This is a genomic window from Hydrogenophaga sp. R2 (genome assembly GCF_049843595.1).
In the GTDB taxonomy this organism is placed as follows: Bacteria; Pseudomonadota; Gammaproteobacteria; order Burkholderiales; family Burkholderiaceae_C; genus Hydrogenophaga.
Map to the genome: position 1 here is coordinate 182239 of NZ_JBBHZN010000004.1, position 22984 is coordinate 205222.

The 22984-nt window shown below is 69.7% G+C and carries 22 protein-coding genes; 15 read left to right on the forward strand and 7 right to left on the reverse strand.

Annotated features, from left to right (window positions below):
• The first annotated feature begins 42 nt into the window (after window positions 1-42).
• Genes WD026_RS14260 through WD026_RS14285 form a run of 6 tightly spaced genes read left to right on the forward strand, consistent with a single transcriptional unit; the run spans window position 43 to window position 7472 of the window.
• Window positions 43-729, forward strand: coding sequence for a TetR/AcrR family transcriptional regulator (locus WD026_RS14260; protein ID WP_425724324.1), 687 nt, complete (start codon window positions 43-45; stop codon window positions 727-729).
• A 39-nt stretch (window positions 730-768) separates the two neighbouring features.
• Complete coding sequence (locus WD026_RS14265) at window positions 769-2565, forward strand: acyl-CoA dehydrogenase C-terminal domain-containing protein (RefSeq protein WP_425724325.1); 1797 nt, start codon at window positions 769-771, stop codon at window positions 2563-2565.
• A 5-nt stretch (window positions 2566-2570) separates the two neighbouring features.
• Entirely contained in the window at window positions 2571-3017 is a 447-nt protein-coding gene (locus WD026_RS14270; RefSeq protein WP_425724326.1) for a DUF2147 domain-containing protein, read from the forward strand.
• 28 nt (window positions 3018-3045) lie between these two features.
• Window positions 3046-5445: a 3-hydroxyacyl-CoA dehydrogenase NAD-binding domain-containing protein gene (locus tag WD026_RS14275; RefSeq protein ID WP_425724327.1), complete on the forward strand. Its 2400-nt coding sequence runs from the start codon at window positions 3046-3048 to the stop codon at window positions 5443-5445.
• A 9-nt stretch (window positions 5446-5454) separates the two neighbouring features.
• Window positions 5455-6663 carry an acetyl-CoA C-acyltransferase gene (locus WD026_RS14280; protein ID WP_425724328.1) on the forward strand — a complete coding sequence of 403 codons (1209 nt, stop codon included), beginning with the start codon at window positions 5455-5457 and terminating at the stop codon, window positions 6661-6663.
• 8 nt (window positions 6664-6671) lie between these two features.
• The gene (locus WD026_RS14285; protein ID WP_425724329.1) at window positions 6672-7472 is read left to right on the forward strand and encodes an acyl-CoA thioesterase; all 801 of its coding nucleotides are present in this window, start codon (window positions 6672-6674) and stop codon (window positions 7470-7472) included.
• A 21-nt stretch (window positions 7473-7493) separates the two neighbouring features.
• On the opposite strand, the gene WD026_RS14290 is transcribed toward WD026_RS14285, so the two are convergent.
• The gene (locus tag WD026_RS14290) at window positions 7494-9764 is read right to left on the reverse strand and encodes a patatin-like phospholipase family protein (protein WP_425724330.1); all 2271 of its coding nucleotides are present in this window, start codon (window positions 9762-9764) and stop codon (window positions 7494-7496) included.
• Window positions 9765-9888: 124 nt separating this feature from the next.
• On the opposite strand from WD026_RS14290, the gene WD026_RS14295 reads away from it, so the two are divergent.
• Both WD026_RS14295 and WD026_RS14300 read left to right on the forward strand, forming a co-directional pair.
• The gene (locus WD026_RS14295) at window positions 9889-10653 is read left to right on the forward strand and encodes an enoyl-CoA hydratase (RefSeq protein ID WP_425724331.1); all 765 of its coding nucleotides are present in this window, start codon (window positions 9889-9891) and stop codon (window positions 10651-10653) included.
• 13 nt (window positions 10654-10666) lie between these two features.
• The gene (locus WD026_RS14300; RefSeq protein WP_425724332.1) at window positions 10667-11779 is read left to right on the forward strand and encodes a tetratricopeptide repeat protein; all 1113 of its coding nucleotides are present in this window, start codon (window positions 10667-10669) and stop codon (window positions 11777-11779) included.
• Here the strand turns inward: WD026_RS14300 and WD026_RS14305 are convergent.
• The 5 genes from WD026_RS14305 to WD026_RS14325 form a co-directional block, all read right to left on the reverse strand.
• Entirely contained in the window at window positions 11752-12024 is a 273-nt protein-coding gene (locus WD026_RS14305; RefSeq protein WP_425724333.1) for a cupin domain-containing protein, read from the reverse strand. The genes WD026_RS14300 and WD026_RS14305 overlap by 28 nt on opposite strands.
• A gap of 29 nt (window positions 12025-12053) precedes the next feature.
• Complete coding sequence (locus tag WD026_RS14310; protein WP_425724334.1) at window positions 12054-12515, reverse strand: hypothetical protein; 462 nt, start codon at window positions 12513-12515, stop codon at window positions 12054-12056.
• Window positions 12512-12931 carry a phosphonate transporter gene (locus WD026_RS14315; RefSeq protein ID WP_425724335.1) on the reverse strand — a complete coding sequence of 140 codons (420 nt, stop codon included), beginning with the start codon at window positions 12929-12931 and terminating at the stop codon, window positions 12512-12514. Before WD026_RS14315 ends, WD026_RS14310 begins: the two co-directional genes overlap by 4 nt.
• Entirely contained in the window at window positions 12928-13998 is a 1071-nt protein-coding gene (locus tag WD026_RS14320; protein WP_425724336.1) for an ATP-binding protein, read from the reverse strand. Before WD026_RS14320 ends, WD026_RS14315 begins: the two co-directional genes overlap by 4 nt.
• A gap of 123 nt (window positions 13999-14121) precedes the next feature.
• On the reverse strand, window positions 14122-14727 hold the full coding sequence (locus WD026_RS14325) for a hypothetical protein (RefSeq protein ID WP_425724337.1): 606 nt from the start codon (window positions 14725-14727) through the stop codon (window positions 14122-14124).
• Between the two features lie 91 nt (window positions 14728-14818).
• Here WD026_RS14325 and WD026_RS14330 point away from each other — a divergent pair, with 91 nt between their 5' ends.
• Genes WD026_RS14330 through WD026_RS14360 form a run of 7 tightly spaced genes read left to right on the forward strand, consistent with a single transcriptional unit; the run spans window position 14819 to window position 22036 of the window.
• Window positions 14819-15490, forward strand: coding sequence for a TetR/AcrR family transcriptional regulator (locus WD026_RS14330; RefSeq protein ID WP_425724338.1), 672 nt, complete (start codon window positions 14819-14821; stop codon window positions 15488-15490).
• The gene (locus tag WD026_RS14335) at window positions 15487-16386 is read left to right on the forward strand and encodes an SDR family oxidoreductase (RefSeq protein WP_425724339.1); all 900 of its coding nucleotides are present in this window, start codon (window positions 15487-15489) and stop codon (window positions 16384-16386) included. The genes WD026_RS14330 and WD026_RS14335 overlap by 4 nt, the downstream gene beginning before the upstream one ends.
• 17 nt (window positions 16387-16403) lie before the next feature.
• The gene (locus WD026_RS14340; RefSeq protein WP_425724340.1) at window positions 16404-18023 is read left to right on the forward strand and encodes an acyl-CoA carboxylase subunit beta; all 1620 of its coding nucleotides are present in this window, start codon (window positions 16404-16406) and stop codon (window positions 18021-18023) included.
• Between the two features lie 27 nt (window positions 18024-18050).
• Complete coding sequence (locus WD026_RS14345) at window positions 18051-19220, forward strand: acyl-CoA dehydrogenase family protein (RefSeq protein WP_425724341.1); 1170 nt, start codon at window positions 18051-18053, stop codon at window positions 19218-19220.
• Window positions 19221-19222: 2 nt separating this feature from the next.
• Window positions 19223-21184, forward strand: a complete 1962-nt coding sequence (locus tag WD026_RS14350) for a biotin carboxylase N-terminal domain-containing protein (protein WP_425724342.1) — start codon at window positions 19223-19225, stop codon at window positions 21182-21184.
• An 8-nt stretch (window positions 21185-21192) separates the two neighbouring features.
• A complete protein-coding gene (locus WD026_RS14355; protein ID WP_425724343.1) occupies window positions 21193-21684 on the forward strand; it encodes a thioesterase family protein in 492 nt (163 codons plus the stop codon).
• 37 nt (window positions 21685-21721) lie between these two features.
• Window positions 21722-22036 (forward strand): EthD family reductase, encoded by a 315-nt coding sequence (locus WD026_RS14360; protein ID WP_425724344.1) that lies wholly within the window; start codon window positions 21722-21724, stop codon window positions 22034-22036.
• Window positions 22037-22069: 33 nt separating this feature from the next.
• On the opposite strand, the gene WD026_RS14365 is transcribed toward WD026_RS14360, so the two are convergent.
• The gene (locus WD026_RS14365) at window positions 22070-22972 is read right to left on the reverse strand and encodes an Abi family protein (RefSeq protein ID WP_425724345.1); all 903 of its coding nucleotides are present in this window, start codon (window positions 22970-22972) and stop codon (window positions 22070-22072) included.
• Window positions 22973-22984 lie beyond the last annotated feature (12 nt).

Here is a 22984-nt window from a genome sequence, read left to right on the forward strand (position 1 = left end):
TGCGGTAAAAATAGAACGACCGTTCGATTTCTACGCCGCACCATGTCCACCACCCCTTCGTCCCGCACCCGCCGTCCGCGCGATGCCGCCGTGGAAGGGTCGCGTCCGCTGCAGAAAGGCCTGCAGACCAAGGCCGCCATCGTCGATGCGGCGCTCGGCCTGGCCACGCAGATCGGCCTGGAAGGCCTGTCCATCGGCGCCCTGGCCGAGGTGATGCAGATGAGCAAGTCGGGCGTGTTCGCCCACTTCGGCTCGCGCGAGGAGCTGCAGATCTCTGTGATCCGCGAGTACCACACCCGCTTTGAAGACGAGGTGTTCTACCCCGCCATGGCGCAGCCGCGCGGCCTGCCGCGCCTGCGCGCCCTGTTCGCCAACTGGATGAAGCGCACCTCGGTCGAGATCGACTCGGGCTGCATCTACATCAGCGGCGCGGTCGAGTTCCACGACCGGACCGGCCCGGTGCGCGATGCCCTGGCCGGCTCGGTCAACACCTGGCTGGCCGCCATGCGGCGCGCCATCGACATCGCCGTGGCCGAAGGCCATCTGGCCCCGGGCACCGACGCCGGGCAGGTGGCGTTCGAGGTGCATGCGCTGATCCTGGCCCTGCACTACGAAGCCCGTTTCCTGCACAGCCCGGAGTCCCTCACCCGCGCGGTCACCGCCTTCGAGAGCATCCTGGCCCGCAACCAGTCCGCAGCGCCTGCCGTGGCCCCCGCCCGCCCGCGCTGATCCCTTTTCCGTTTCACAAACCCCAGCAAGGAGTCCCCCATGCCCGTCTACAACCCGCCTCTGCGCGACATGCAGTTTGTGATGCACGAAGTGCTCAAGGTCACCGACACCTTCCGCGAGATGCCGGCCCATGCCGAGATCGACGTGGACACCATCAACGCCGTGCTCGAAGAGGCCGGCAAGTTCGCCAGCCAGGTCATCTTCCCGCTCAACATCAGCGGCGACACCGAAGGCTGCAAGCTCGATCCCAAGACCCACGAGGTCACCACCCCCAAGGGCTTCAAGGAGGCGTACAAGCAGTACGTCGAGGGCGGCTGGGCTGCACTCAGCTCCGACCCCGAGTACGGCGGCCAGGGCCTGCCGCTGGCGGTCAACCAGTGCCTGTACGAGATGATGAACTCGGCCAACCAGGCCTGGACCATGTACCCCGGCCTGACCCACGGCGCCTATGCCTCGCTGCACACCCACGGCACCGACGAGCAGAAGGCCACGTACCTGGCCAAGATGGTCAGCGGCGAATGGACCGGCACCATGTGCCTGACCGAACCCCACTGCGGCACCGACCTGGGCCTGATGCGCACCAAGGCCGAGCCGCAACCCGACGGCACGTACAAGCTCACCGGCAACAAGATCTTCATCAGCGCCGGTGAACACGACATGGCCGAGAACATCGTCCACCTGGTGCTGGCCCGCCTGCCCGACGCGCCTCCCGGCATCAAGGGCATCAGCCTGTTCGTGGTGCCCAAGTTCCTGGTCAACCAGGACGGCAGCCTGGGCGCGCGCAACGGCATCTACTGCGGCGGCCTGGAGCACAAGATGGGCATCCACGGCAACGCCACCTGCCAGATGGTGCTCGATGGCGCTGTGGGCACCATGGTCGGCCAGCCCAACAAGGGCATGCAGGGCATGTTCGTGATGATGAACGCGGCCCGCCTGGGCGTGGGCAACCAGTCGCTGGGCCTGACCGAGGTGGCCTACCAGAACGCCCTGGCCTATGCCAAGGACCGCATCCAGATGCGCAGCCTCTCCGGCCCCAAGGCCAAGGACAAGCCGGCCGATCCGATCATCGTGCACCCCGACGTGCGCCGCATGCTGCTGACCGCCAAGGCCTATGCCGAAGGCGGCCGCGCCCTGGCGCTGTTCTGCTCGGTGCTGCTGGAGAAGGTGCACGGCCACCCGGACGAGAAGGTGCGCAAGGACAGCGACGAGATGCTGTCGCTGCTGACCCCCATCTCCAAGGCCTTCCTCACCGACAACGGCTACCTGGCCGCCACCGAATGCCAGCAGGTGTTCGGCGGTCACGGCTACATCAAGGAATGGGGCATGGAGCAGTTCGTGCGCGATGCCCGCATCAACATGATCTACGAGGGCACCAACACCATCCAGTCGCTGGACCTGCTGGGCCGCAAGGTGCTGGGCAACAACGGCGCCACCCTGCGCAAGTTCGGCAAGCTGGTGGGCCGTCTGGTGGAGGAAGAGGGCGTCAACGAGAAGATGGCCGAGTTCATCAACCCGGTGGCCTACCTGGGTGAACAGATGACCAAGTTCACCACCGAGATCGGCTTCAAGGCGCTGCAGAACCCCGACGAGGCCGGCGCCGCCGCCGTACCCTACCTGCGGGTGGCCGGCCACCTGGTGTTCGGCTACTTCTGGGCGCTGATGGCCCGCGAGGCCCTGCAGAAGATCGCGGCCGGCAGCACCGACCCGTTCTACACCGCCAAGCTGCAGACCGCGCGCTTCTACTTCGCCAAGCTGTTCCCCGAGACCGCCACGCTCATGCGCACCGCCCGCGCCGGCGCTGCCGTGCTCATGAACACCGACGAGGCCCTGGCCTGATCGCCATGAAGACGGTCGCCTCTGCTGCCCTGGCTGCGCTGCTGACCCTGGCCGGTGTGTCTGCGTCCGCGCAGATGACCCCGGTCGGGCTCTGGAAGACCATCGACGACGACTCCGGCAAGGAGAAATCGCTGGTGCGCATCACCGAAAAGGACGGTGTCTTCGTGGGCCACATCGAGCGCCTGCTCGATCCCGCCACCGACCCCAAGGCGGTGTGCGACAAGTGCACCGACGACCGCAAGGACCAGCCGGTGCTGGGCATGAACATCCTGCGCGGCGTGCGCCAGAGCAGCAGCGATCCGTCCATTTACGAGGGCGGCACCATCGTCGATCCCAACAACGGCAAGGTCTACCGCAACCGGCTCAAGCCGGTGAACGGCGGTCAGCAGCTGGAGATGCGCGGCTACCTCGGCCCCTTCTACCGCACGCAGACCTGGCAGCGCGTCCAGTGACCGCCCCCCATTCCCTTCTGGAAAACCCATGAACCGATTCAATGTCAGGAAAGTCGCCGTGCTCGGCGCCGGCGTGATGGGCGCGCAGATCGCTGCGCACCTGGTCAACGTCAAGGTCCCGGTGGTGCTGTTCGACCTGCCGGCCAAGGAAGGCCCCAAGAACGGCATCGTCACCCGCGCGGTGGAAGGCCTGAAGAAGCTCAAGCCCTCGCCGCTGGGCGTGGCCCGCGATGCCGACCTGATCGGCCAGGCCAACTACGAAGAGCACATGGATCAGCTGCGCGACTGCGACCTGATCATCGAGGCCATCGCCGAGCGCATGGACTGGAAGCTCGACCTCTACAAGAAGATCGCGCCCTTCGTGGCCGAGCACGCCATCGTGGCGTCCAACACCTCGGGCCTGTCGATCACGAAACTCTCCGAGGCGCTGCCGGAGTCGATCAAACCGCGCTTCTGCGGCATCCACTTCTTCAACCCGCCGCGCTACATGACGCTGGTGGAGCTGATCGCCACGCCCACCACGCAGCCGCAGATCCTGGACGACCTGGAGACCTTCGTCACCACCGGCCTGGGCAAGGGCGTGGTGCGGGCCAAGGACACGCCCAACTTCGTGGCCAACCGCATCGGCATTGCCGGCATGCTCTCCACCATGAAGGAGGTCGAGAACTTCGGCCTGAGCTTCGATGTGGTGGACGACCTCACCGGCAAGCGCCTGGGCCGTGCGAGCTCGGGCACCTTCCGCACCGCCGACGTGGTGGGCCTGGACACCATGGCCCACGTCATCAAGACGCTGCAGGACAACCTGAGCGAGGCCACCGATCCGTTCTACGGCAGCTTCGGCACCCCGCCGGTGCTCAAGGCCCTGCTGGACGCCGGGAACCTGGGTCAGAAGACCAAGGCCGGCTTCTACAAGAAGGTCGGCCGCGACGTGATGCGCTTCGAGCTGGACAGCGGCGAATACGTGCCCGCCGGCCAGAAGGCCGACGAGGTGTACGGCCGCATGCTCAAGAAGCCGGCCGCCGAGCGCCTGCGCCTGCTGCGCAACGCCGAAGGCGCACAAGGCAAGTTCCTGTGGGCCATCCTGCGCAACAGCTTCCACTACGCCGCCGTGCACCTGGCCACCATTGCCGAGACGGCGCGCGACGTGGACCAGGCCATGCGCTGGGGCTTCGGCATGAAGCAGGGCCCCTTCGAGCTGTGGCAGGAAGCCGGCTGGCTGGAGGTGGCGAAGATGATCCAGGAGGACATCGACGCCGGCCGTGCGCTGTGCCGGGCACCGCTGCCCGAGTGGGTGTTCAAGGGACCCGTGGCCGAGGCCGGTGGCGTGCACACGCCGCAGGGCTCGTGGAACCCGGCCAAGGGCGTGTTCGAGCCGCGCCGCGTGCTGCCGGTGCATGCCCGCCAGCACTTCCCCGAGCGCCTGCTGGGCGAGGGCGGGCTGGACTACCGCACCGCCGGCACCACGCTGGAGGAGAACGACAGCCTGCGCGTCTGGACACTGGACAACGAGGTGCTGATCGCCAGCATCAAGACCAAGATGCACGCCATCAGCCCCGAGGTGTGCGAGGGCCTGATGGCCGCGGTGGACCTGGCCGAGCAGCGTTACCAGGGCCTGGTGATCTGGTCGGGCGACGAGCCCTTCAGCGCCGGTGCCGACCTGCAGGCCATGCTGCCGGCCTTCATGGCCGTGGGCGTGTCCGCCATCGAAGAGGCCGAAGGCTTCATGCAGCAGATGATGCTGCGCCTGCGCTACGCCAACGTGCCGGTGGTCTCGGCCATCCGGGGTCTGGCCCTGGGGGGCGGCTGCGAGCTGGCGGTGCACAGCGCCCGCCGCGTGGCCCACATGGAGAGCTACATCGGTCTGGTCGAAGTGGGCGTGGGTCTGGTGCCGGGCGCCGGCGGCCTGACCTACATCGCACGCCGCGCTGCCGAGAACGCCGAGGCCTCCACGGGCAAGGACCTGCTGCCTTTCCTGACCGAAGGCTTCACCGCCGCCGCCATGGCCAAGGTGGGCACCAGTGCCCTGGAGTCGCGCCAGCTGGGCTACCTGCTGCCCTCCGACGTGGTGGTGCCGCACAAGGACGAACTGCTGTTCGTGGCCATCAACGAAGCCCGCGCCCTGTTCGCCAGCGGCTGGCGTGCCCCGCACAAGCGGCTGTTCCCGGTGGCCGGCCGCGACGGCCGCGCCACCATCATGGGCCAGCTGGTCAACATGCGCGACGGCGGCTTCATCAGCCAGCACGACTTCCACATCGCCAGCCTGATCGCCCGGGTGGTCACCGGTGGTGACGTCGAGCCCGGCACCCTGGTCAGCGAGGAATACCTGATGACGCTGGAGCGCCAGGCCTTCTGCGCGCTGATCGTCCACCCGAAAACGCAAGAGCGCATTCTGGGCATGCTCAACACCGGCAAGCCCGTCCGCAACTGAGGAAGCGACATGAGCAAACAGATCCAAGACGCCTACATCGTCGCCGCCACCCGCACGCCCATCGGCCGCTCGCACAAGGGCTCGTTCCGCCACCTGCGCCCCGACGAGCTGCTGGCCCATGCGCTGCGCTCGGCCATGGCCCAGGTGCCCGGCCTCGACCCCAAGGCGGTGGAGGACATCATCTGCGGCTGCGCCATTCCCGAAGGCCAGCAGGGCCTGAACGTGGCCCGCGTGGGTGCCGTGCTGGCGGGCCTGCCCCACAGCGTGGGCGGCATCACCGTCAACCGCTTCTGCGCCTCCGGCCTGTCGGCCGTGGCCATGGCGGCCGACCGCATCCGCGTGGGCGAGGCCGACGTGATGATCGCGGCCGGCACCGAGAGCATGAGCATGGTGCCCATGATGGGCAACAGCCCCAGCCTGTCGCCCACCATCTTCCGCAGCACCGACGACATCGAGAGCTACGGCATCGCCTACGGCATGGGCCTGACCGCCGAGAAGGTGGCGCAGCAGTGGAAGGTGAGCCGCGACGCACAGGACGCCTTTGCCCTGCAGTCCCACCAGCGCGCCGTGATCGCCATGAAGAACGGCGAGTTCGGCGACGAGATCACCCCGGTGGAAGTGACCGAGCGCAGCGTGAACCTGGACACCGCCGAGGTGTCCACCCGCACCCGCACCGTCAGCCTGGACGAAGGCGCCCGCCCCGACACCACGCTCGAAGGCCTGGCCAAGCTGCGCACCGTGTTTGCGGCCCGCGGCTCGGTGACGGCAGGCAACAGCTCGCAGACCAGCGACGGTGCCGGCGCCCTCATCCTGGTGAGCGAGGCCGCGCTCAAGCGCTACAACCTCACGCCGCTGGCCCGCTTCGTCAGCTATGCCAGCCGGGGTGTGCCGCCGCACATCATGGGCATCGGCCCGGTGGAGGCGATTCCCGCCGCACTGAAGAACGCCGGCCTGAAGCAGGACGACATCGACTGGTTCGAGCTGAACGAGGCCTTTGCCGCGCAGTCGCTGGCGGTGATGGGCACCCTGGGCCTGGACCCGGCCAAGGTCAACCCCATGGGCGGCGCCATTGCGCTGGGCCACCCGCTGGGCGCCACCGGGGCCATCCGCTCGGCCACCGTGGTGCACGCCCTCAAGCGCCACCAGAAGAAGTACGGCATGGTCACCATGTGCGTGGGCATGGGGCAGGGGGCAGCCGGGATCTTCGAGCGGGTATAACCGCCGACATGAACCATCCCTTTGACGCTGCCGTGGCCCTGGAGGCCATCGGCAACGGCGCCTGGCGGGGCGCCACTTCCCCGGCCTATGCCAACATGGTCGGGCCCTATGGCGGCATCACCGCCGCCACCCTGGTGCAGGCCATCCTGCAGCACCCCGAGCGGCTGGGCGAGCCGCTGTCACTCACCGTCAATTTCGCGGCGGCCGTGGCCGACGGCCCCTTCGAGGTGCATGCCCACCCGGTGCGCACCAACCGTTCCACCCAGCACTGGTCGGTGAGCCTCATGCAGCAGGACGAGGTGGTGGTCACGGCCACCGCCATCACGGCCGCGCGCCGCACCACCTGGAGCGTGGACGATGCGCCGCTGCCCCAGGTGCTCTCGGCCGCCGCCCTGCCGCGCCGGCCCGAGGCACCGGTGCCCTGGATCGGGCGCTACGACATCCGCTTTGCCAAGGGCCCGCTGCCGCGCCACTGGGACGGTGCCGAAAGCCCGGCCGGCACCACGCTGTGGGTGCGCGACGAGCCGCCACGCCCGCTGGACTTTGCCAGCCTCACCGCGCTGTCCGACGTGTTCTTTCCCCGCGTCTGGCTGCGCCGCGCCACCCGCGTGCCGGCCGGCACCGTGTCCATGACGGTCTACTTCCACGCCGGCTCGGCCGATCTGTCGGCGGTGGGTGACGGCTGGGTGCTGGCCGAATGCGGTGCCAGCGCCTTCCGCAACGGCTTCTCCGACCAGCATGCCCACCTGTGGGATGCCGAGGGCCGGCTGCTGGTGACGACCCACCAGGTCGTCTACTACAAGGAATGACCCGCCCCTGGGCGGCCCCGGTCAGGGCCGGCCCAGGAACAGGTACAGGCCGGTGAAGCCCTTGGGCGCGCTCACCAGGCTCAGGTAGAGCGGGCCGATGCCGGTGTCCGCCCCGATGAACAGGCTGCCGGCGCCCCGCAGGTCGCGCAGCGACACATCGCGCCGGTTGATCCAGGCATTGCCGGCCTCCAGCGAGCCGCCCACGAACAGCGCCCGCGCCGGCCCGGCATCGCCCGGCAGACGCCGGTAGTAGGTGAGCCGCCCGAAGGCCAGGTAGTTGCCGGCCACCTGGCCCACCCGGTAGCCCGAGAGCTGCTGGAAACCACCGAGCGAATACTCGTCCACCGCGCCCAGCGGCACATCGCTGGCCCGGGCGAAGCGGGCACCCACGTTGATGGTGTTCGGCCCCCAGCTCTTGACCGCCGTGAGCGAACCCTCGATGCGGTCGAAGCGGCCCGAGGGCAGGTTGTCGTAGCTGCGCCGGCCCAGCACCGCCTCGCCCACGGCGCGGTAGCCGCGCGAGGGGAAGTTGGCAAAGTCCAGCTGGTCGGCAATGACGGCGGCGCGCAGGCCGGCCTCGCGCCAGCGCTGGGTCTGGGCCACGCTGGCCGGGATGGCGCTGGACACCAGTTCGGGCGTGGTGCTGCGCTGCGCGCCGATCACGCCCAGCCGCATCTCGCCGATGGTGCCGCGCAGGCCGATCGGCCAGCCGATGTCGGCGCCCACCTGCACCCCCTGCCGCTGCACCAGGGCCAAGGCCTCGCCCGAGGGTGCGAACAGTTCCACCTTGCGCACCCGGCCGTCGATGTAGGCTGCCACGAAACGTTCGCTGGCCGAGCCCAGCGGCTGGTAGATCTCGGAGAACACGCCCAGGGTCTCGCCCAGCTGCACCCGGTTGCGCCATTCGGCCCCGCTGTCGTTGAGCCAGTGCCGGTTGTGGCTGATGCGCAGGTTGAACGCGCCCTGGCCCTGGAAGTCGGTGCGCAGGTCGATGCCCAGGCGCAGGTAGTTCGGTCCCCAGTTGTTCTCGCGCAGCAGGATGGACAGGTCTTCCTGGTCGGTGCCGGGGCGGCGCACCAGGCTGTAGTCGATGCGCTCGTAGTCGCCGGCGGCGGCCAGCTTCTGCAGGTCGTCCTCGATGCGGTCCACATCCACCCGCTGGCCCACGGCGGTGTCCAGCCCGGCCTCCAGGCGCTCGGCCCGGCGTTCGTTGACACCCTCGAAGCGGATGCTGGCAATGCGGCCCACGCGCTCGGTGTTGCCCACCGCCTGCTCCACGCGGGCACTCACCCAGCGGGCGTAGCGGTCGGGCGGGGCCGAGAAGCGCTGCAGCGCCGCGGTCACGGTGTCGGCGTATTCGCGGCCGATGCGCACCAGCTCGGGCGCCCGCTCGAAGTCGGCCGAGGTGAGCTTGCCCAGGGGCGGCGTGAGCAGCAGGTCGGACGGTGTGAGCGTGGCGATGCTGGCCTGCACGTTCTGCTCGGTCAGGATGTTGACCATCTGCGCCGTGATGCCCAGCACCGTGCCCAGCGTGTCCCGCCCGGCCAGCGGCGTGCCGATGTTGACCGCGATGATCACGTCGGCCCCCATGCGGCGGGCCACGCCCACCGGCAGGTTGTCCACCAGGCCGCCATCGCCCAGGATGCGCTCGCCCACGATCACCGGCGAGAACACGCCCGGCACCGACATGCTGGCCCGCAGCGCGGTGGCCAGATCGCCGCTGTCCATCACCACCGGCTGGCCGGTCTCCATGTCGGTGGCCACGGCGCGGAACGGCGTGGGCAGCTGGTCGAAGCTCTCCAGGTGCCGTGTGGGCAGGGTGTAGCGGCGCAGCAGCATCTCCAGCGAACGGCTCGACACGGCGCCGGTGGGCAGGCGGAACTCGCCATCCCGGAAGCCCAGCGCCAGCACCGGCGAGAGCTCGAAGTCCTCTTCCTTGCGGCGTTGCGACAGCTCCTGGCGCGGCTCGCGGCTGTTGAACAGGTCGCCCCACTGCACCGCCAGGATCTCGCGCTCCAGCTCGTCGGCCGTCATGCCGCTGGCGTACAGGCCACCCACGATGGCCCCCATGGAGGTGCCCACGATCATGTCCACCGGCACCCGCGCGGCTTCCAGCGCCTTGAGCACGCCCACATGGGCAAAGCCGCGTGCGCCGCCGCCCGAGAGCACCAGGGCCACCTTGGGGCGGGCCGTGCCGGCGCCCTCGGCCGCAGCGGCGGCCTGCGGGGTCTGGGCATGGGCGGGCAGCCAGCACAGGGGCAGTGCCAGCAACAGGGTCAGGAGTGTTCGCATGGGCCCGAGTTTAGGAGGGCGGCCTGGGCTGTCCGCTCCAATCCGCACCGGGCTTTCGTGTTAATTTGTGCGCCCGTGTCCGGGTCCGCCGGACCGCCCACATCACCCATCGAGACAACCCCCCATGAGCGACATCCTCGTCCACACCGAAGCCGGCGTCTGCAGCATCACCTTCAACCGCCTCGACAAGAAGAACTCCATCACCGCCGCCATGTACGGCGCCATGGCCGATGCCCTGCAGGCCGCGCAGGACGATGGGTCGGTGCGCGTGGTGGTGTTCCAGGGCCACGAGACCATCTTCTCGGCCGGCAACGACATCGCCGATTTCCTGAACCAGCCGCCGGCCGGCGAGGGCGCGCCGGTGTTCCGCTTCCTGCGCGGCCTCGCGGCCTTCCCCAAGCCGGTGCTGGCGGCGGTGTGCGGCCCGGCGGTGGGCATCGGCACCACGCTGCTGTTCCACTGCGATCTGGTCTATGCCGGCGACAACGCCGCCTTCTCCATGCCCTTCGTCAACCTGGGCCTGTGCCCCGAGGCCGCCAGCAGCCTGCTGGTGCCGCAGATGATGGGTTACCACCGCGCCGCCGAAGCCCTGCTGCTGGGCGAGCCCTTCATGGCCGAGGCCGCACTCGAGGTGGGGCTGGTCAACAAGGTGCTGCCGCCCACCGAGGCCCGCAGTTATGCCCACACCGTGGCCGCCAAGCTGGCCGCCAAGCCCCTGAGCAGCCTGATCGAGACCAAGCGCCTCATGAAGAAGGGCCAGGCCGCCCAGGTGCAGGCCGTCATGGCCGAAGAGGGCGCCAGCTTCGGGCGCATGCTGCGCGAGCCGGCCGCCCGCGAGGCCTTCGGCGCCTTCATGGAACGCCGCAAGCCCGATTTCTCCAAGGTCTGACGTCACCCCCCGCATGGCCACCGACCCGCGCACCGAGCAGGCCCGAGCCCTGTTCGCGTCCGGCAATGCCCATGCCGAGGCGGGCCGGGTGGACGATGCAGCGGCCGACTACGAAGCCGCGCTGGCCCTGGTGCCGGGGCGCCCTTCGGTCAGGGGCAACCTGGGGCTGATGCGGTTCCACCAGCGGCGCTGGGCCGAGGCGGTCGATCTGCTGGCCGAGGCCGCCGCCCAGGACCCCGGCATGGCGCTCGTCCGGGCCCTGGGCCTGCTGCGCCTGAACCGCCTGCCCCAGGCCATGGAAGCGCTGGACCATGCGCTGGCGCTCGACGACTCCCTGGCCGAAGCCTGGTCACAGCGGGGGCACCTGCTGCGCGAGACCGGACATCTGGAGGAGGCCGCCCGTTGCTACCGCCAGGCCCTGGCCTGCGGCGCCCACGAGGCGCTGCACCACTACTACCTGGCGGCGGTGCAGGACCTGGCCGATCCGCCGCCGCCCCCCGAGGTCTATGCCCAGGCCCTGTTCGACGACTACGCCGACGACTTCCAGGACCACCTGCTGGGTGCCCTGCGCTACACCGCCCACGAAACCCTGCTGCGCCCGCTGCTCTCGGGCGAACGGCGCTTTGCCCGGGTGCTCGATCTGGGTTGCGGCACCGGCCTGTGCGGCCGGCTGCTGGCGCCGCTGGCCGACGCGGTGGACGGCGTCGACATTGCGCCTGCCATGGTCGAACAGGCCAGGGCCACCGGCGTGTACCGTCGGGTCGATCAGGCGCACCTGCTGCCCTGGCTGGAAGCCGACGACGGACCGGCCGATCTCGTCGTGGCGGCCGATGTCTTCATCTACACCGGGCCGCTGGCACCGGTGTTCCGCGCCGCCCGTGCGCGGCTGGTGCCCGGTGGCGTGCTGGCATTCTCGGTGGAGCAGGCCGATCCGGGCCGGGACCTGCAGCTGCGCCCGAGCCTGCGTTATGCCCACGGGCGCGAGAGCCTGGTGGCCCTGGCCCGCGATCACGGGCTGGCCGTGCAGGCCCTGTGGGAGGCCCCCATCCGGCACGACCAGGGCCGCCCGGTGATGGGCTGGTATGTGCTGCTGGCGGCTCAGCCGTTGCGCCGGGCCACCCAGTAGGTGGCACCCTGGGCGCCGTAGCGCTCGCTGTGCGGCATGTCGCGCTCCAGCGCAAAGGTGTCGCCGGGCCGCAGGTGCCGGGTCTGGCCGTCCACCGTGAGCCACATCTCGCCGGCGGCCACCACCGCGTCCGCCGCAAAGGGGTGGGTGTGTTCGTCCAGCACCGTGTGCGGCGCCCATTGCCGCTCCAGCACTTCGTCGAATCCCCGGGCCAGGGCCTGGGCGCGGAAGGTGTCGAAGGTCATGTCCATCGGCGCATTCTGCGCCAGCCCGGCTAGCGAAGCCACTGCGACTGCAGGCGCTGCAGCCGCACGGTGCTGGACTCGTCGCTCACCACCACCATCAGGCTGTCCGGGTCGGCCGGCAGCTTGAGCGCGGTGATGCCCAGCGCGATGGGGGCACCCGGTGGCAGCCCGCCCGGGTCGGCCTTGTCCAGCAGCACCCGGTACTTGTCGAGCACCACGCCGCTGTCGTCGCTGAACAGCGAGACCAGGGTGCGCACATCGGGGGCCACCCGGTCGGTCAGGTCGAACAGGTTGGGCAGCTGTCCCGGTGCCTCGCGGCCCAGACCCAGCAGGGCCAGCAGCTGGGCACCGGTCGGGTTCATGAGGATGATGGTGCCGCTGCGGTCCACCCGCAGCAGGCCCACCGGCGCCAGGTGCAGGAACTGCATCATCAGGTCCAGCTCGCGGGCCAGACCGGGGTCGTCGTTCCCGCTGTCGTGCTGGGGGTTCACGGTGCGTCCTGCGGGCGCTGCACCAGCACATAGCTCACCGCCTCGCCAGGCCGTGCCAGCAGGCGCAGCTGCACCGGGGTGGGCCGCATGCGGAAGGTCAGCACGTAGGGCACGGTCTCGTCCAGGGCGCGGCCTTCCAGGCCGGCGGCCTCGAAGCGCTGCGCCACCAGGTAGTTGTTCATGCAGGGCGCCACCTCGATGAACAGGTGCTTGCCCAGCACCCGCGCCGGCTCCAGCCGGGCTGCCCGCGACTCGTAGGCGTTGTACTGCACCACCTGCGTGGAACGGTCGAAGCCGATGACGCCGAAGTCCAGTCCGTCGCGCGCCTCGGGCGGCAGGGCGAGCAGGCGGTCCAGCAGGTCGGCATCGGTGAAGCCGGGCAGGGTGAGGGGGTGGTGTGGGGTCGGGGCGTTCATGGCGATACCGTCCGCAGGTGCAAGGTGAAGGTGGTGCCCGCGCCGGGCTGGCTGCGCACCGTGATGTGGCCGCCCATGCGTTCGACCAGCTCGCGCACGATCACCAGGCCCAGGCCGGTGCCGGGAATGTCGGTGCGTGCCCGGAAGAAGCGGGTGAACAGGCGGGTCTGCTCGTCGGCCGTCATGCCGATGCCCGGGTCGCTGACCGACAGGCGCACCCAGCCGCGCTCGCGGCCCGGGCGCACGCTCCAGCGGATCTCGCCACCCTGGGGCGAGTACTTCAGCGCGTTGGACAAGAGGTTGATCAGCACCTGCTCCAGCCGCTGCGCATGGGCCTGCACCCACAGGGCGGGGTCGGCCGACTCGATGACGATGCGGTGCAGGCCGTCTTCCGGCGGCAGCAGGTCGTGCAGGCGTTCCAGCAGGGTGTTCAGCTGCACGGGCTGCACGCCGAAGCGGGTGTCGGTGGTGGTTTCCAGCTCGGCCAGCTCCAGCATGTCGTCCACCAGGGCGACCAGCCGGTCGGCATGGCGGCGCACGGTGGTCAGCAGGTCCTGGTTGGGATCGGTCGGCGTGCTGCGCATCTGCAGCAGTTCCACATAGCCCCGGATGGTGCCCAGCGGCGAACGCAGTTCGTGCGCGGCGTTGCTCAGGAAATGCTCGCGCAGGGCCAGCGCTTCCTGCTCTGCCGTCACATCGGTCTGCAGCGCAAAGTAGTGGGTGAGTTCACCGCTGACCGCATCGCGCACCGGACCGATCTCCACCCGGTTCCAGAACAGGCTGCCGTCCTTGCGGTAGTTGCGGACCACGGCGGTGCAGGCCTCGCCGCGCTGGACCGCCTCGCGCATGCGGGCCACGCCGGGCTGCTCGTTGTCGAAGCCCTGCAGGAAGCGGCAGTTGCGCCCGATCACCTCGTGCGCCGGGTAGCCGGTGATGCGCTCGAAGCCGGCATTCACATGCACGATGGGCTGCCCATCGGCCTGCATGTCGGTGATGACCAGGCCGTTGACGGTCTGCTCCAGGGCCTGCGCCACGATGGCGTGCAACTGCGTCTCGATGTCGGTCATGCCGATGCAGACTCCGTGTGGGCCACCGAGGGGCGGCGTCACCCGGTACATCGACCGTGCATGCACCGTCTTGAGGCATTGCGTCACGCTTCGGGCCGGCACGTGGGCCCGTGCGCCGCCGGATCAGACGGCGCCGATGGCCATCAGTCCCTCGCGGGTGGCGGCCGATGCCGCCGCCAGGGCCTGGGCATGGCTGGTCTGGTGCCGGGCCACCAGGCGGGTCGATGCCGTGGTGCGGGAGCGGCAGTACCAGTGGCAGGTGTGCTGGAACAGCAGCAGCTCGGCCGTCATGCAGAAGGCCTTGTCGCGCGGGCTCAGGCCGTCCGGGTTGTGGGCCACGCGGGTCACGCCTTCGGCGTGGATGCGGAACGCCTGCCCCAGCTCGAAACAGGCCTTGGGCCACCACGCCGTCACCCCCGGCAGCAGCAGCGGCAGGCGCGACACCCGGGCCATGGGCCCGGTGAGCGAGGCAGTGTCGGACGCCAGGCGCTGCAGCTGCGACACCAGCAGCGCCTCGTGCCCCTCCATCACCTGCCAGATGCTGCGGCGCCGCTCCTCGTCGGCTTCGCCCTGGGCGCGCAGATAGCCTTCCAGCAGGGTCTGCATCAGCTGTTCCAGCTGATAGGGCTGCAACTGGGCCCGCAGCAGCAGGACCCGGCGGGCCTGGTCGTAACGGTTGTAGAAAAAGGCGCCCACGGCGCCCACCAGAATCCAGAACGAAACATCCATGCCGGTATTGTCCATGCCGTCATGACCGCTGGCTTCGATTTTTGCCGAGCAGACGCTTGCTGAAAATCCGCCCCGCTGCTAAGGTCGGCGCATGTCCGCATCCGTGTCCCTGCCGCCCGCCCAGCGCCGCTCGCGTGGCCGCCCCCGCAAGACCGCCGACGAGCGCGACGACGGCAACCGCCGCCAGCTGCTGCTGCGCGCGGCCGCCGGGCTGTTCCGCCAGCAGGGCTTTGCCGGCACCAGCACGCGCGACATCGCGGCGGCCGCCGGCATGCAGCCGGGCTCGCCCTTCTACCACTTCGAGAACAAGGAAGCCCTGCTGGCGGCCGTCATGACCGAGGGCATGGAGCGCGCCACCCGCCACCAGGCGGCGGCCATGCAGGCGGCGGCGGATGCCGCGCTGCAGGCCGGCCGCGTGCTCGGCGCCCGCGACTGCCTGCAGGTGCTGGTGCGCAGCCATTTCGACGTCCTGCTCGGCCCCGAGAGCGACTTCATCCCGGTCATGCTGTACGAATGGCGCTCCATCAGCGCGCCGCAGCGCGAGGCCGTCAACCGGCTGCGCAGCGGCTACGAGGCGGCCTGGGTGCCGGTGCTGCAGGCCCTGCATGCCCAGGGCGCGCTGCAGGGCGATCCGTCGCTGGCGCGGCTGATGATCTTCGGCGCCCTCAACTGGGCGGTGCAGTGGTACGACCCGACCCGCCGCGCCACGCTGGACGACCTGACCCACGCCGCGCTGCAGCTCTTCCTCAAGGAGCCCGCATGAACTTACCCGCTGCCGGCTACCGCTCCATCTTTGCGCCGGGCCTGCTGGCCGGCCAGACCCTCATCGTCACGGGTGGCGGCTCGGGCATCGGCCGCTGCACCGCGCACGAACTGGCCCATCTGGGCGCTCACGTGGTGCTGGTGGGTCGCAACCCCGACAAGCTGCAGGCCACGGCGGCCGAGATCGCGGCCGACGGTGGTAGCGCCAGCACCCAGGTCTGCGACATCCGCCAGGAAGACGCGGTGCGTGCCATGGTGGCCGAGGTGCTGGCCCGCTGCGGCCGGGTGCACGGGCTGGTGAACAACGCGGGCGGGCAGTTCATCTCGCCGCTGGCGCGCATCAGCGCCCGCGGCTGGCAGGCCGTGATCGACACCAACCTCACCGGCGGGTTTCTGGTGGCGCGCGAATGCTTCACCCAGTGCCTGCAAGCGCAGGGCGGGGCCATCGTCAACATCGTGGCCGACATGTGGGGCAGCATGCCCGGCATGGGCCACAGCGGCGCGGCGCGCGCCGGCATGGTCAGCTTCACCGAGACCGCCGCGCTGGAATGGGCACAGGCCGGCGTGCGGGTGAACGCGGTGGCGCCGGGCTACATCGCCTCCAGCGGCATGGACCACTACCCGCCCGAGGCCGGCGACATGCTGCGCCAGATGCGCCAGACCGTGCCGCTGGGCCGCTTCGGCACCGAGGCCGAGACCAGTGCCGCCATCGTCTTCCTGCTCTCGCCGGCGGCCAGCTTCATCAGCGGCACCGTGCTGCGGGTGGACGGTGCCCGGCCGCAGGTGCGCGTGGGCTGGGGCGACATCAGTGCCCCGGCCGCCGTGCAGCAGCGCGATGCGGTGCGGCCCTTTGACGGTTTTCACCGCGCCAGCGTGCCGCGCGTGTTCCAGTCCTGACCCGGCGGAGCCAGCCCATGCCGTTTGAATCCACCTTCCGCCCCGACGACCCGCAGGCCCTGCAGCGGCGCGACGCCATGCTCGCGCGCATCGCGCAGTGGCGTGCGCTGGAAGACCGCGCTGCTGCCGCATCGGCCCGCAGCCAGCCCACCTTCGAGCGGCGTGGCCAGTTGCTGCCGCGTGAACGCATCGCCCTGCTGCTCGACCCCGGCGCCCCGTGGTTGCCGCTGTGTTCGCTGGCCGGCTACCTGCAGGACACGCCCGACCCCGAACGCTCGGTGCCCGGCGGCGGCATGGTGGCCGGCATCGGCTTCGTGGCCGGCGTGCGCTGCATGGTGGTGGCCAGCGATTCGGGCATCGAGGCCGGTGCCATACAGCCGCGTGGGCTGGAGAAGATCCTGCGGGTGCAGGCCATCGCGCTGGAGAACCGCCTGCCCTTCATCCACCTGGTGGAGAGCGCCGGCGCCAACCTCATGCGCTACGAGGTGGAAGGCTTTGTGCTGGGCGGCGGCCTGTTCCGCAACCTGGCCCGCCATTCGGCCGCCGGCCTGCCGGTGATCACGGTGCAGCACGGCTCCGGCACCGCGGGCGGCGCCTACATGCCCGGCCTGTCGGACGTGGTGATCCTGGTGCGCGGCCGCTCGCGGGCCTTTCTGGCCGGCCCGCCGCTGCTCAAGGCCGCCACCGGCGAAGTGGCCACCGAGGAAGAACTGGGCGGCGCCGAGATGCACGCCACCGTCTCCGGCCTGGGCGAACACCTGGCCGAAGACGACCGCGAAGCCCTGGGCCTGGCCCGCGCCGTGGTGGCCCGCACCGGCTGGCAGACGCCCACCCGGCCAGTGGCGCCGCCACCGCTGTTCGACGCCGAAGACCTGCTGGCCATCATGCCGGCCCACCACCGCGAACCGGTCGATCTGCGCGAAGTGATGCTGCGCGTGGTCGACGGATCGGAGCTGCTGGAATTCAAGCCGCTGTATGGCGCGGCCACCGTGTGCGTGCAGGCCCGGATCGGTGGCCATGCGGTGGGGCTGATCGCCAACAACGGCCCCATTGACGTGGCCGGCGCCAACAAGGCCACCCACTTCATCCAGTGGATGTGCCAGCTCGGCCACCCCATCATCTACCTGCAGAACACCACCGGCTACATGGTGGGCCGCGAGAGCGAGCAGGCCGGCATGATCAAGCACGGCAGCAAGATGATCCAGGCCGTGGCCAATGCCACCGTGCCGCAGATCACCGTGCAGTGCGGCGCCAGCTTCGGTGCCGGCAACTACGGCATGTGCGGCCGGGCCTATGCGCCGCGCTTCCTGTTCAGCTGGCCCGGCGCGCGCACGGCGGTCATGGGTGGCGAGCAGGCGGCGCGCACCATGCAGATCGTGGCCGAGGCCGGCCTGGCCCGCAAAGGCGTGGCGCTGGACGCGCCCGAGGTGCAGGCCCAGCTGCAGGCGCAGTCGGACGCCATCGTGCAGCGCTTCGACCGCCAGGCCGACGCCTTCTTCACCAGCGGCCTGGTGCTGGACGACGGCGTCATCGACCCGCGCGACACCCGCGCCGTGCTGGCCTTCTGCCTCGACACCGTGACCGAAGCCGCGCAGCGCCAGCCGAACCCCATGCAGTTTGGCGTGGCGCGCATGTAAACCCGACACCGCATCAGGAGACACCCCATGCAGTTCACCCACGAACACCGCGAGATGCAGAAGACGCTCAAGCGCTTCATCGACGACCACATCAACCCGCAGGTGGACGCCTGGGAAGCCGCCGAGATGTTCCCCGCCCACGAGGTGTTCCGCGAACTCGGCCGGCTGGGGCTGCTGGGCCTGACCAAGCCCGAGGCCTATGGCGGCGCCGGGCTGGACTACAGCTACAGCGTGGCCATGGCCGAGACGCTGGGCCACATCCACTGCGGCGGCGTGCCCATGGCGATTGGCGTGCAGACCGACATGGCCACGCCCGCACTGGCCCGCTTCGGCAGCGACGAACTCAAGGCGCAGTTCCTGGCCCCGGCCATTGCCGGCGAGGCGGTGGCCTGCATTGGCGTGAGCGAACCCGGCGCCGGCAGCGACGTGTCGGCCATCCGCACCCATGCCCGCAAGGACGGCGACGACTACGTCATCTCCGGCCAGAAGATGTGGATCACCAACAGCCTGCAGGCCGACTGGATCTGCCTGCTGGTCAACACCAGCGACGGCCCGGCCCACAAGAACAAGAGCCTGGTCATGGTGCCGCTGCGCGAAGGCGGCAAGCCGGTCAAGGGCTTCGAGGTCGGCAAGAAGATCCGCAAGATCGGCATGCACAGCAGCGACACCGGCCTGCTGCACTTTGACGAGGTGCGTGTACCGCAGCGTTACCGCATCGGCGCCGAGGGCGCGGGCTTTGTCTACCAGATGCAGCAGTTCCAGGAAGAGCGGCTGTGGTGCGCGGCCAGTGCGCTGGAGGCGCTGAACAACTGCATCGAATGGACGATTGAATGGGCGCGCGAACGCCAGCTGTTCGGCGCCCACCTCATCGACCAGCAGTGGGTGCAGTTCAAGCTGGCCGAGCTGCGCACCGAGGTGGAGGCGCTGCGCGCGCTCACCTACCTGGCGTGTGAACGTTATGTGGCCGGCGAGGACGTGACCGAATGGGCCACCATGGCCAAGCTCAAGGCCGGGCGCCTGAACCGCCTGGTGCCCGACACCTGCCTGCAGTTCTGGGGCGGCATGGGTTTCACGCTGGAGAACAAGGTCTCGCGCATGTACCGCGACGGGCGCCTGGCCTCCATCGGCGGCGGGGCCGACGAGGTGATGCTGGGCATCCTGGCCAAGACCATGGGCATGGCCAAGAAGCCGCGCTGACCATGGCACAGCCCTCCGTGCAACGCCTGCTCATTGCCAACCGCGGCGAGATCGCGCGGCGCATCATGCGCACCGCGCACCGCATGGGTGTGGCCACCGTGGCGGTGTACAGCCACACCGACGCGCAGGCCCTGCACGTGCGCGAGGCCAGCACCGCCTTCGCCCTGGGCGGCCACACCGCCGCCGAGAGTTATCTGCGCATCGATCGCCTGCTGGAGGCCGCCCGGGTCAGTGGGGCCGATGCGGTGCACCCCGGCTACGGCTTCCTGAGCGAGAACGCCGACTTTGCCCAGGCCGTCATCGACGCCGGGCTCACCTGGGTGGGCCCGCCGCCAGCGGCCATCCGCGCCCTGGGCAGCAAGGCCGCCGCCAAGGCACTGGCGCAGCAGCACGGCGTGCCGGTGCTGCCGGGCTATGCCGGCACCGACCAGAGCGACGCCACCTTCGTGGCCGAAGCCGAAAGCGTGGGCTACCCGCTCATGGTGAAGGCCGTGGCCGGTGGCGGCGGGCGCGGCATGCGCCTGGTGCACCACGCGGCCGACCTGCCCGCCGCCCTGGCCAGCGCCCGCACCGAGGCCCTGGCCGGTTTCGGCAACGCCGACCTGCTGATCGAACGCGCCCTGCTGCGCCCCCGCCATGTGGAGGTGCAGGTGCTGGCCGACGCACACGGCCACTGCATCCACCTGGGCGAGCGCGACTGCTCGGTGCAGCGCCGCCACCAGAAGATCGTGGAAGAAGCCCCCAGCCCCGCCGTGGACGCTGCCCTGCGCCAGCGCCTGGGCGAAGCCGCCGTGGCCCTGGCCCGGGCCGCCGGTTATGTGGGCGCGGGCACGGTGGAGTTTCTGCTGGAGGGCGGTCACTTCCACCTGATGGAGATGAACACGCGGCTGCAGGTGGAGCACCCGGTCACCGAGATGTTGACCGGCCAGGATCTGGTCGAGTGGCAGCTGCGCATCGCCCGGGGCGAGCCGCTGCCGCTGCAGCAGGCCGACGTGCGCTGGCACGGCCATGCCATCGAGGTGCGCCTGTGCAGCGAGGACGAACACTTCATCCCCCACACCGGCACCGTGGCCGCCTTTGCCGAACCGCCGGCCGCCCTTGGCCTGCGCTTTGACCATGCCATCGAAACCCGGCTGCAGGTCAGCCCGCATTTCGACTCCATGCTGGGCAAGCTCATTGCCCACGGCCCCACGCGGCAGGCTGCCCTGCAGCAACTGGCCCACGCGCTGGACGCCACCGTGCTGCTGGGCCTGCCCACCAACCGCACCCTGCTAGCCGCCGTGCTGCGCCACCCTGTGTTTGCAGCCGGCGATGCGCTCATCCCGTTTCTGGACGAGCAGGGCGACGCGCTGCGCCAGCCCCTGCAACCCGGCCCCACCACGCAACTGGCGGCCGTGCTGGCCGCCTGGGCACACAGCCATACCCCGGCCGAGCGCCTGCCATGCCCATTTGCCCGCCCGCTGCGCTGGCGCTGCGGTGCTGAAGTGCTGGGCCTGCGCCTGCAGGAGCACGGCCATGGCGCAGTCACCATCACCGTGGGCGATGCCACCCACCAGGCCCGCATCGAGGCCGGCGCCGTGCACATCGACGGCACCCGCCACACCACCACGGTGGCCGCGCTGCCCGCGCAGAACGGCATGCCCGCCTGGCAGGTGCAGATCACCTCCCCCGGCGGCAGCCACACGCTGGCCCTGCAAGACCTCAGCCACCAGCCGCAGCAACGCACCGGCGACGCCGCCGCCAGCGGCGAGGTGCGTGCCCCCTTCAACGGCCGCGTGGTCGCGCTGGCAGTGCAGCCCGGCCAGCGCGTGGCCCGGGGCGACGCCCTGCTGGCCATCGAGAGCATGAAGATCGAACACCGCATCAGCGCCCCGCGCGATGGTGTGGTCGACACCATCACGGTCGCCATCGGCCAGCAGGTGGCGCCCGGCCAGCGCCTGCTGAACCTGGCTGCGTCAACCTGAACCCACCCATGACCAAACCCACCCCACCTTCCCCGCCGCCCGCCGAGTTCGAGCCCGCCTTCATCCAGGGCCTCAAGACCATCTTTGAAGAAAAGATCGTCTTCAACCAGGTGCTGGGCCTCAAGGTCACCGGCCTGCACCCCGATCACGTGACGGCCCGCATCGACATGCGCCGCGAACTGGTGGGGCACTTCAGCTACAACCGCGTGCACGGTGGCGTCATCAGCGCCGGTCTGGACGCCATGGGCGGCCTGGCCGTCATGGCCGCCATCGGCGCCCGCCACATGGACGAGCCGCCCGAGCAGCGCTTGCACCGCTTTGCCAAGCTGGGCACCATCGACCTGCGCATCGACTACCTGCGCCCCGGCATCGGCGACCACTTTGAACTGCGCGCCGAAGTGCTCCGTCTGGGCTCCCGCGTGGCCAGCACCCGCATGGAATTCAGGGGTGCCGACGGCAAGCTGCTGTCCACCGGCGCCGGTGCCTACATCGTCAGTTGAAGCCGCTTTTCGCCAACCACAACAGAAGGAGACCACCATGTTCAAGATCAGCGTGATGTACCCCAACACCCCCGGCGCCCGGTTCGACCACGCCTACTACCGCGACAAGCACATGCCCCTAGTGAAAGCCCGCCTGGGCGCAGCCTGCGAGTCGTACACCGTGGACAAGGGCCTGGCCGGCGGCGGCCCCGGCCAGCCCGCCACCTACGTGGCCATGTGCCACCTGTTCTGCCCCACGCTGGAAGGCTTCCAGGCCGGCATGGCCGCGCACGGCAAAGAGATCATGGGCGACATCCCCAACTACACCGACCTGGCGCCGGTGATCCAGATCAGTGAGGTGGTGGTGGGGTGAGCCTGCAGCTGCAGGTGAGCCGCTGGGCTGAATTCATGGCGTCTTCTCCTGCCAGATCGCCAGCTGCTTCCAGCCGGCCGGGAAATCCATCGGCGCCACTGGAACCGCATGCCGGGCGATCAGGTCTTTCAGGCGAGCACGCCAGTGGTTCTGCGGCGCGATCACGTCCATGCAATGCAACAGGATGACCAGCGCGTTGTAGAGCTTGCGCGAACCGGCCTGGCATTGCGCCGCCAGGCCGGCCGGCTTGCTGTGTGGCAGCTTCGGGGTGACGGTGAAGTCTCGGTTCCACAGCCGGCTGTGGTGAGCGCAGGTGTTGCGCACCAGTGAGAGGTGATGAAGCCAGGATTCGAGAACCTTCTGGTCCACCCCGTAGGCTGCGGCGATGGCGCTGCGGGTGTGCATGGGCCTGAGGTTGCTGTACCAGCGCGAAAGCAGGCCCAGCGACATCACCTCACACACGGCCCAGACAGGCGGCAGTGCCTCGCTGTAGGTGGCCTTGAGGTGCTTGATGAAAACCTCGTCGGACCGATCGACTTCGTCGGTCAGCTTGTTGAGGTTGGTTTGCCAGTGGTGGCTGTTGAAGGCCAACGCCGCATCCAGATGGGCATGTGGTCCGTGCCTGTGCGCCATCTGGCAGGCCCATTGGCTGCGCACCGAGACTTCCACGCGCTCGATGGCATCCAGTACCAGCAGGCGCAGTTCGCGGTCGAACACATAGAGGTTCAACACATCCGCAAAGCGGGTGCCCGGGCGGAAGCTGTGGGTGGCGTGGTCGGCCTCGAACGGCAGCCAGTAGGCACCAAGCCGGTAGTAGTTGAGGTGTTGCAGATGGAACTCGGCCGCTGCCGGATCATCGACCACCATGCCACGCTGCTGGAGCAGCGCTACCTGCTGGGCATGGGTGGTGGCTGGCTTGCCGAAGGGGCGCTTCATCGTTGCCACGAA

Excerpts from the sequence above, each read along its gene's own strand:
- WD026_RS14315 (WP_425724335.1), bottom strand. The coding sequence starts at position 12,931 with ATGAACGCCCCGACCCCACACCACCCCCTCACCCTGCCCGGCTTCACC.
- WD026_RS14275 (WP_425724327.1), top strand. The coding sequence starts at position 3,046 with ATGAACCGATTCAATGTCAGGAAAGTCGCCGTGCTCGGCGCCGGCGTG.
- WD026_RS14350 (WP_425724342.1), top strand. The coding sequence starts at position 19,223 with ATGGCACAGCCCTCCGTGCAACGCCTGCTCATTGCCAACCGCGGCGAG.
- WD026_RS14260 (WP_425724324.1), top strand. The coding sequence starts at position 43 with ATGTCCACCACCCCTTCGTCCCGCACCCGCCGTCCGCGCGATGCCGCC.
- WD026_RS14325 (WP_425724337.1), bottom strand. The coding sequence starts at position 14,727 with ATGGATGTTTCGTTCTGGATTCTGGTGGGCGCCGTGGGCGCCTTTTTC.
- WD026_RS14365 (WP_425724345.1), bottom strand. The coding sequence starts at position 22,972 with ATGAAGCGCCCCTTCGGCAAGCCAGCCACCACCCATGCCCAGCAGGTA.
- WD026_RS14295 (WP_425724331.1), top strand. The coding sequence starts at position 9,889 with ATGAGCGACATCCTCGTCCACACCGAAGCCGGCGTCTGCAGCATCACC.
- WD026_RS14270 (WP_425724326.1), top strand. The coding sequence starts at position 2,571 with ATGAAGACGGTCGCCTCTGCTGCCCTGGCTGCGCTGCTGACCCTGGCC.
- WD026_RS14300 (WP_425724332.1), top strand. The coding sequence starts at position 10,667 with ATGGCCACCGACCCGCGCACCGAGCAGGCCCGAGCCCTGTTCGCGTCC.
- WD026_RS14320 (WP_425724336.1), bottom strand. The coding sequence starts at position 13,998 with ATGACCGACATCGAGACGCAGTTGCACGCCATCGTGGCGCAGGCCCTG.
- WD026_RS14290 (WP_425724330.1), bottom strand. The coding sequence starts at position 9,764 with ATGCGAACACTCCTGACCCTGTTGCTGGCACTGCCCCTGTGCTGGCTG.
- WD026_RS14280 (WP_425724328.1), top strand. The coding sequence starts at position 5,455 with ATGAGCAAACAGATCCAAGACGCCTACATCGTCGCCGCCACCCGCACG.
- WD026_RS14340 (WP_425724340.1), top strand. The coding sequence starts at position 16,404 with ATGCCGTTTGAATCCACCTTCCGCCCCGACGACCCGCAGGCCCTGCAG.
- WD026_RS14330 (WP_425724338.1), top strand. The coding sequence starts at position 14,819 with ATGTCCGCATCCGTGTCCCTGCCGCCCGCCCAGCGCCGCTCGCGTGGC.
- WD026_RS14335 (WP_425724339.1), top strand. The coding sequence starts at position 15,487 with ATGAACTTACCCGCTGCCGGCTACCGCTCCATCTTTGCGCCGGGCCTG.
- WD026_RS14285 (WP_425724329.1), top strand. The coding sequence starts at position 6,672 with ATGAACCATCCCTTTGACGCTGCCGTGGCCCTGGAGGCCATCGGCAAC.
- WD026_RS14355 (WP_425724343.1), top strand. The coding sequence starts at position 21,193 with ATGACCAAACCCACCCCACCTTCCCCGCCGCCCGCCGAGTTCGAGCCC.
- WD026_RS14360 (WP_425724344.1), top strand. The coding sequence starts at position 21,722 with ATGTTCAAGATCAGCGTGATGTACCCCAACACCCCCGGCGCCCGGTTC.
- WD026_RS14305 (WP_425724333.1), bottom strand. The coding sequence starts at position 12,024 with ATGACCTTCGACACCTTCCGCGCCCAGGCCCTGGCCCGGGGATTCGAC.
- WD026_RS14265 (WP_425724325.1), top strand. The coding sequence starts at position 769 with ATGCCCGTCTACAACCCGCCTCTGCGCGACATGCAGTTTGTGATGCAC.
- WD026_RS14345 (WP_425724341.1), top strand. The coding sequence starts at position 18,051 with ATGCAGTTCACCCACGAACACCGCGAGATGCAGAAGACGCTCAAGCGC.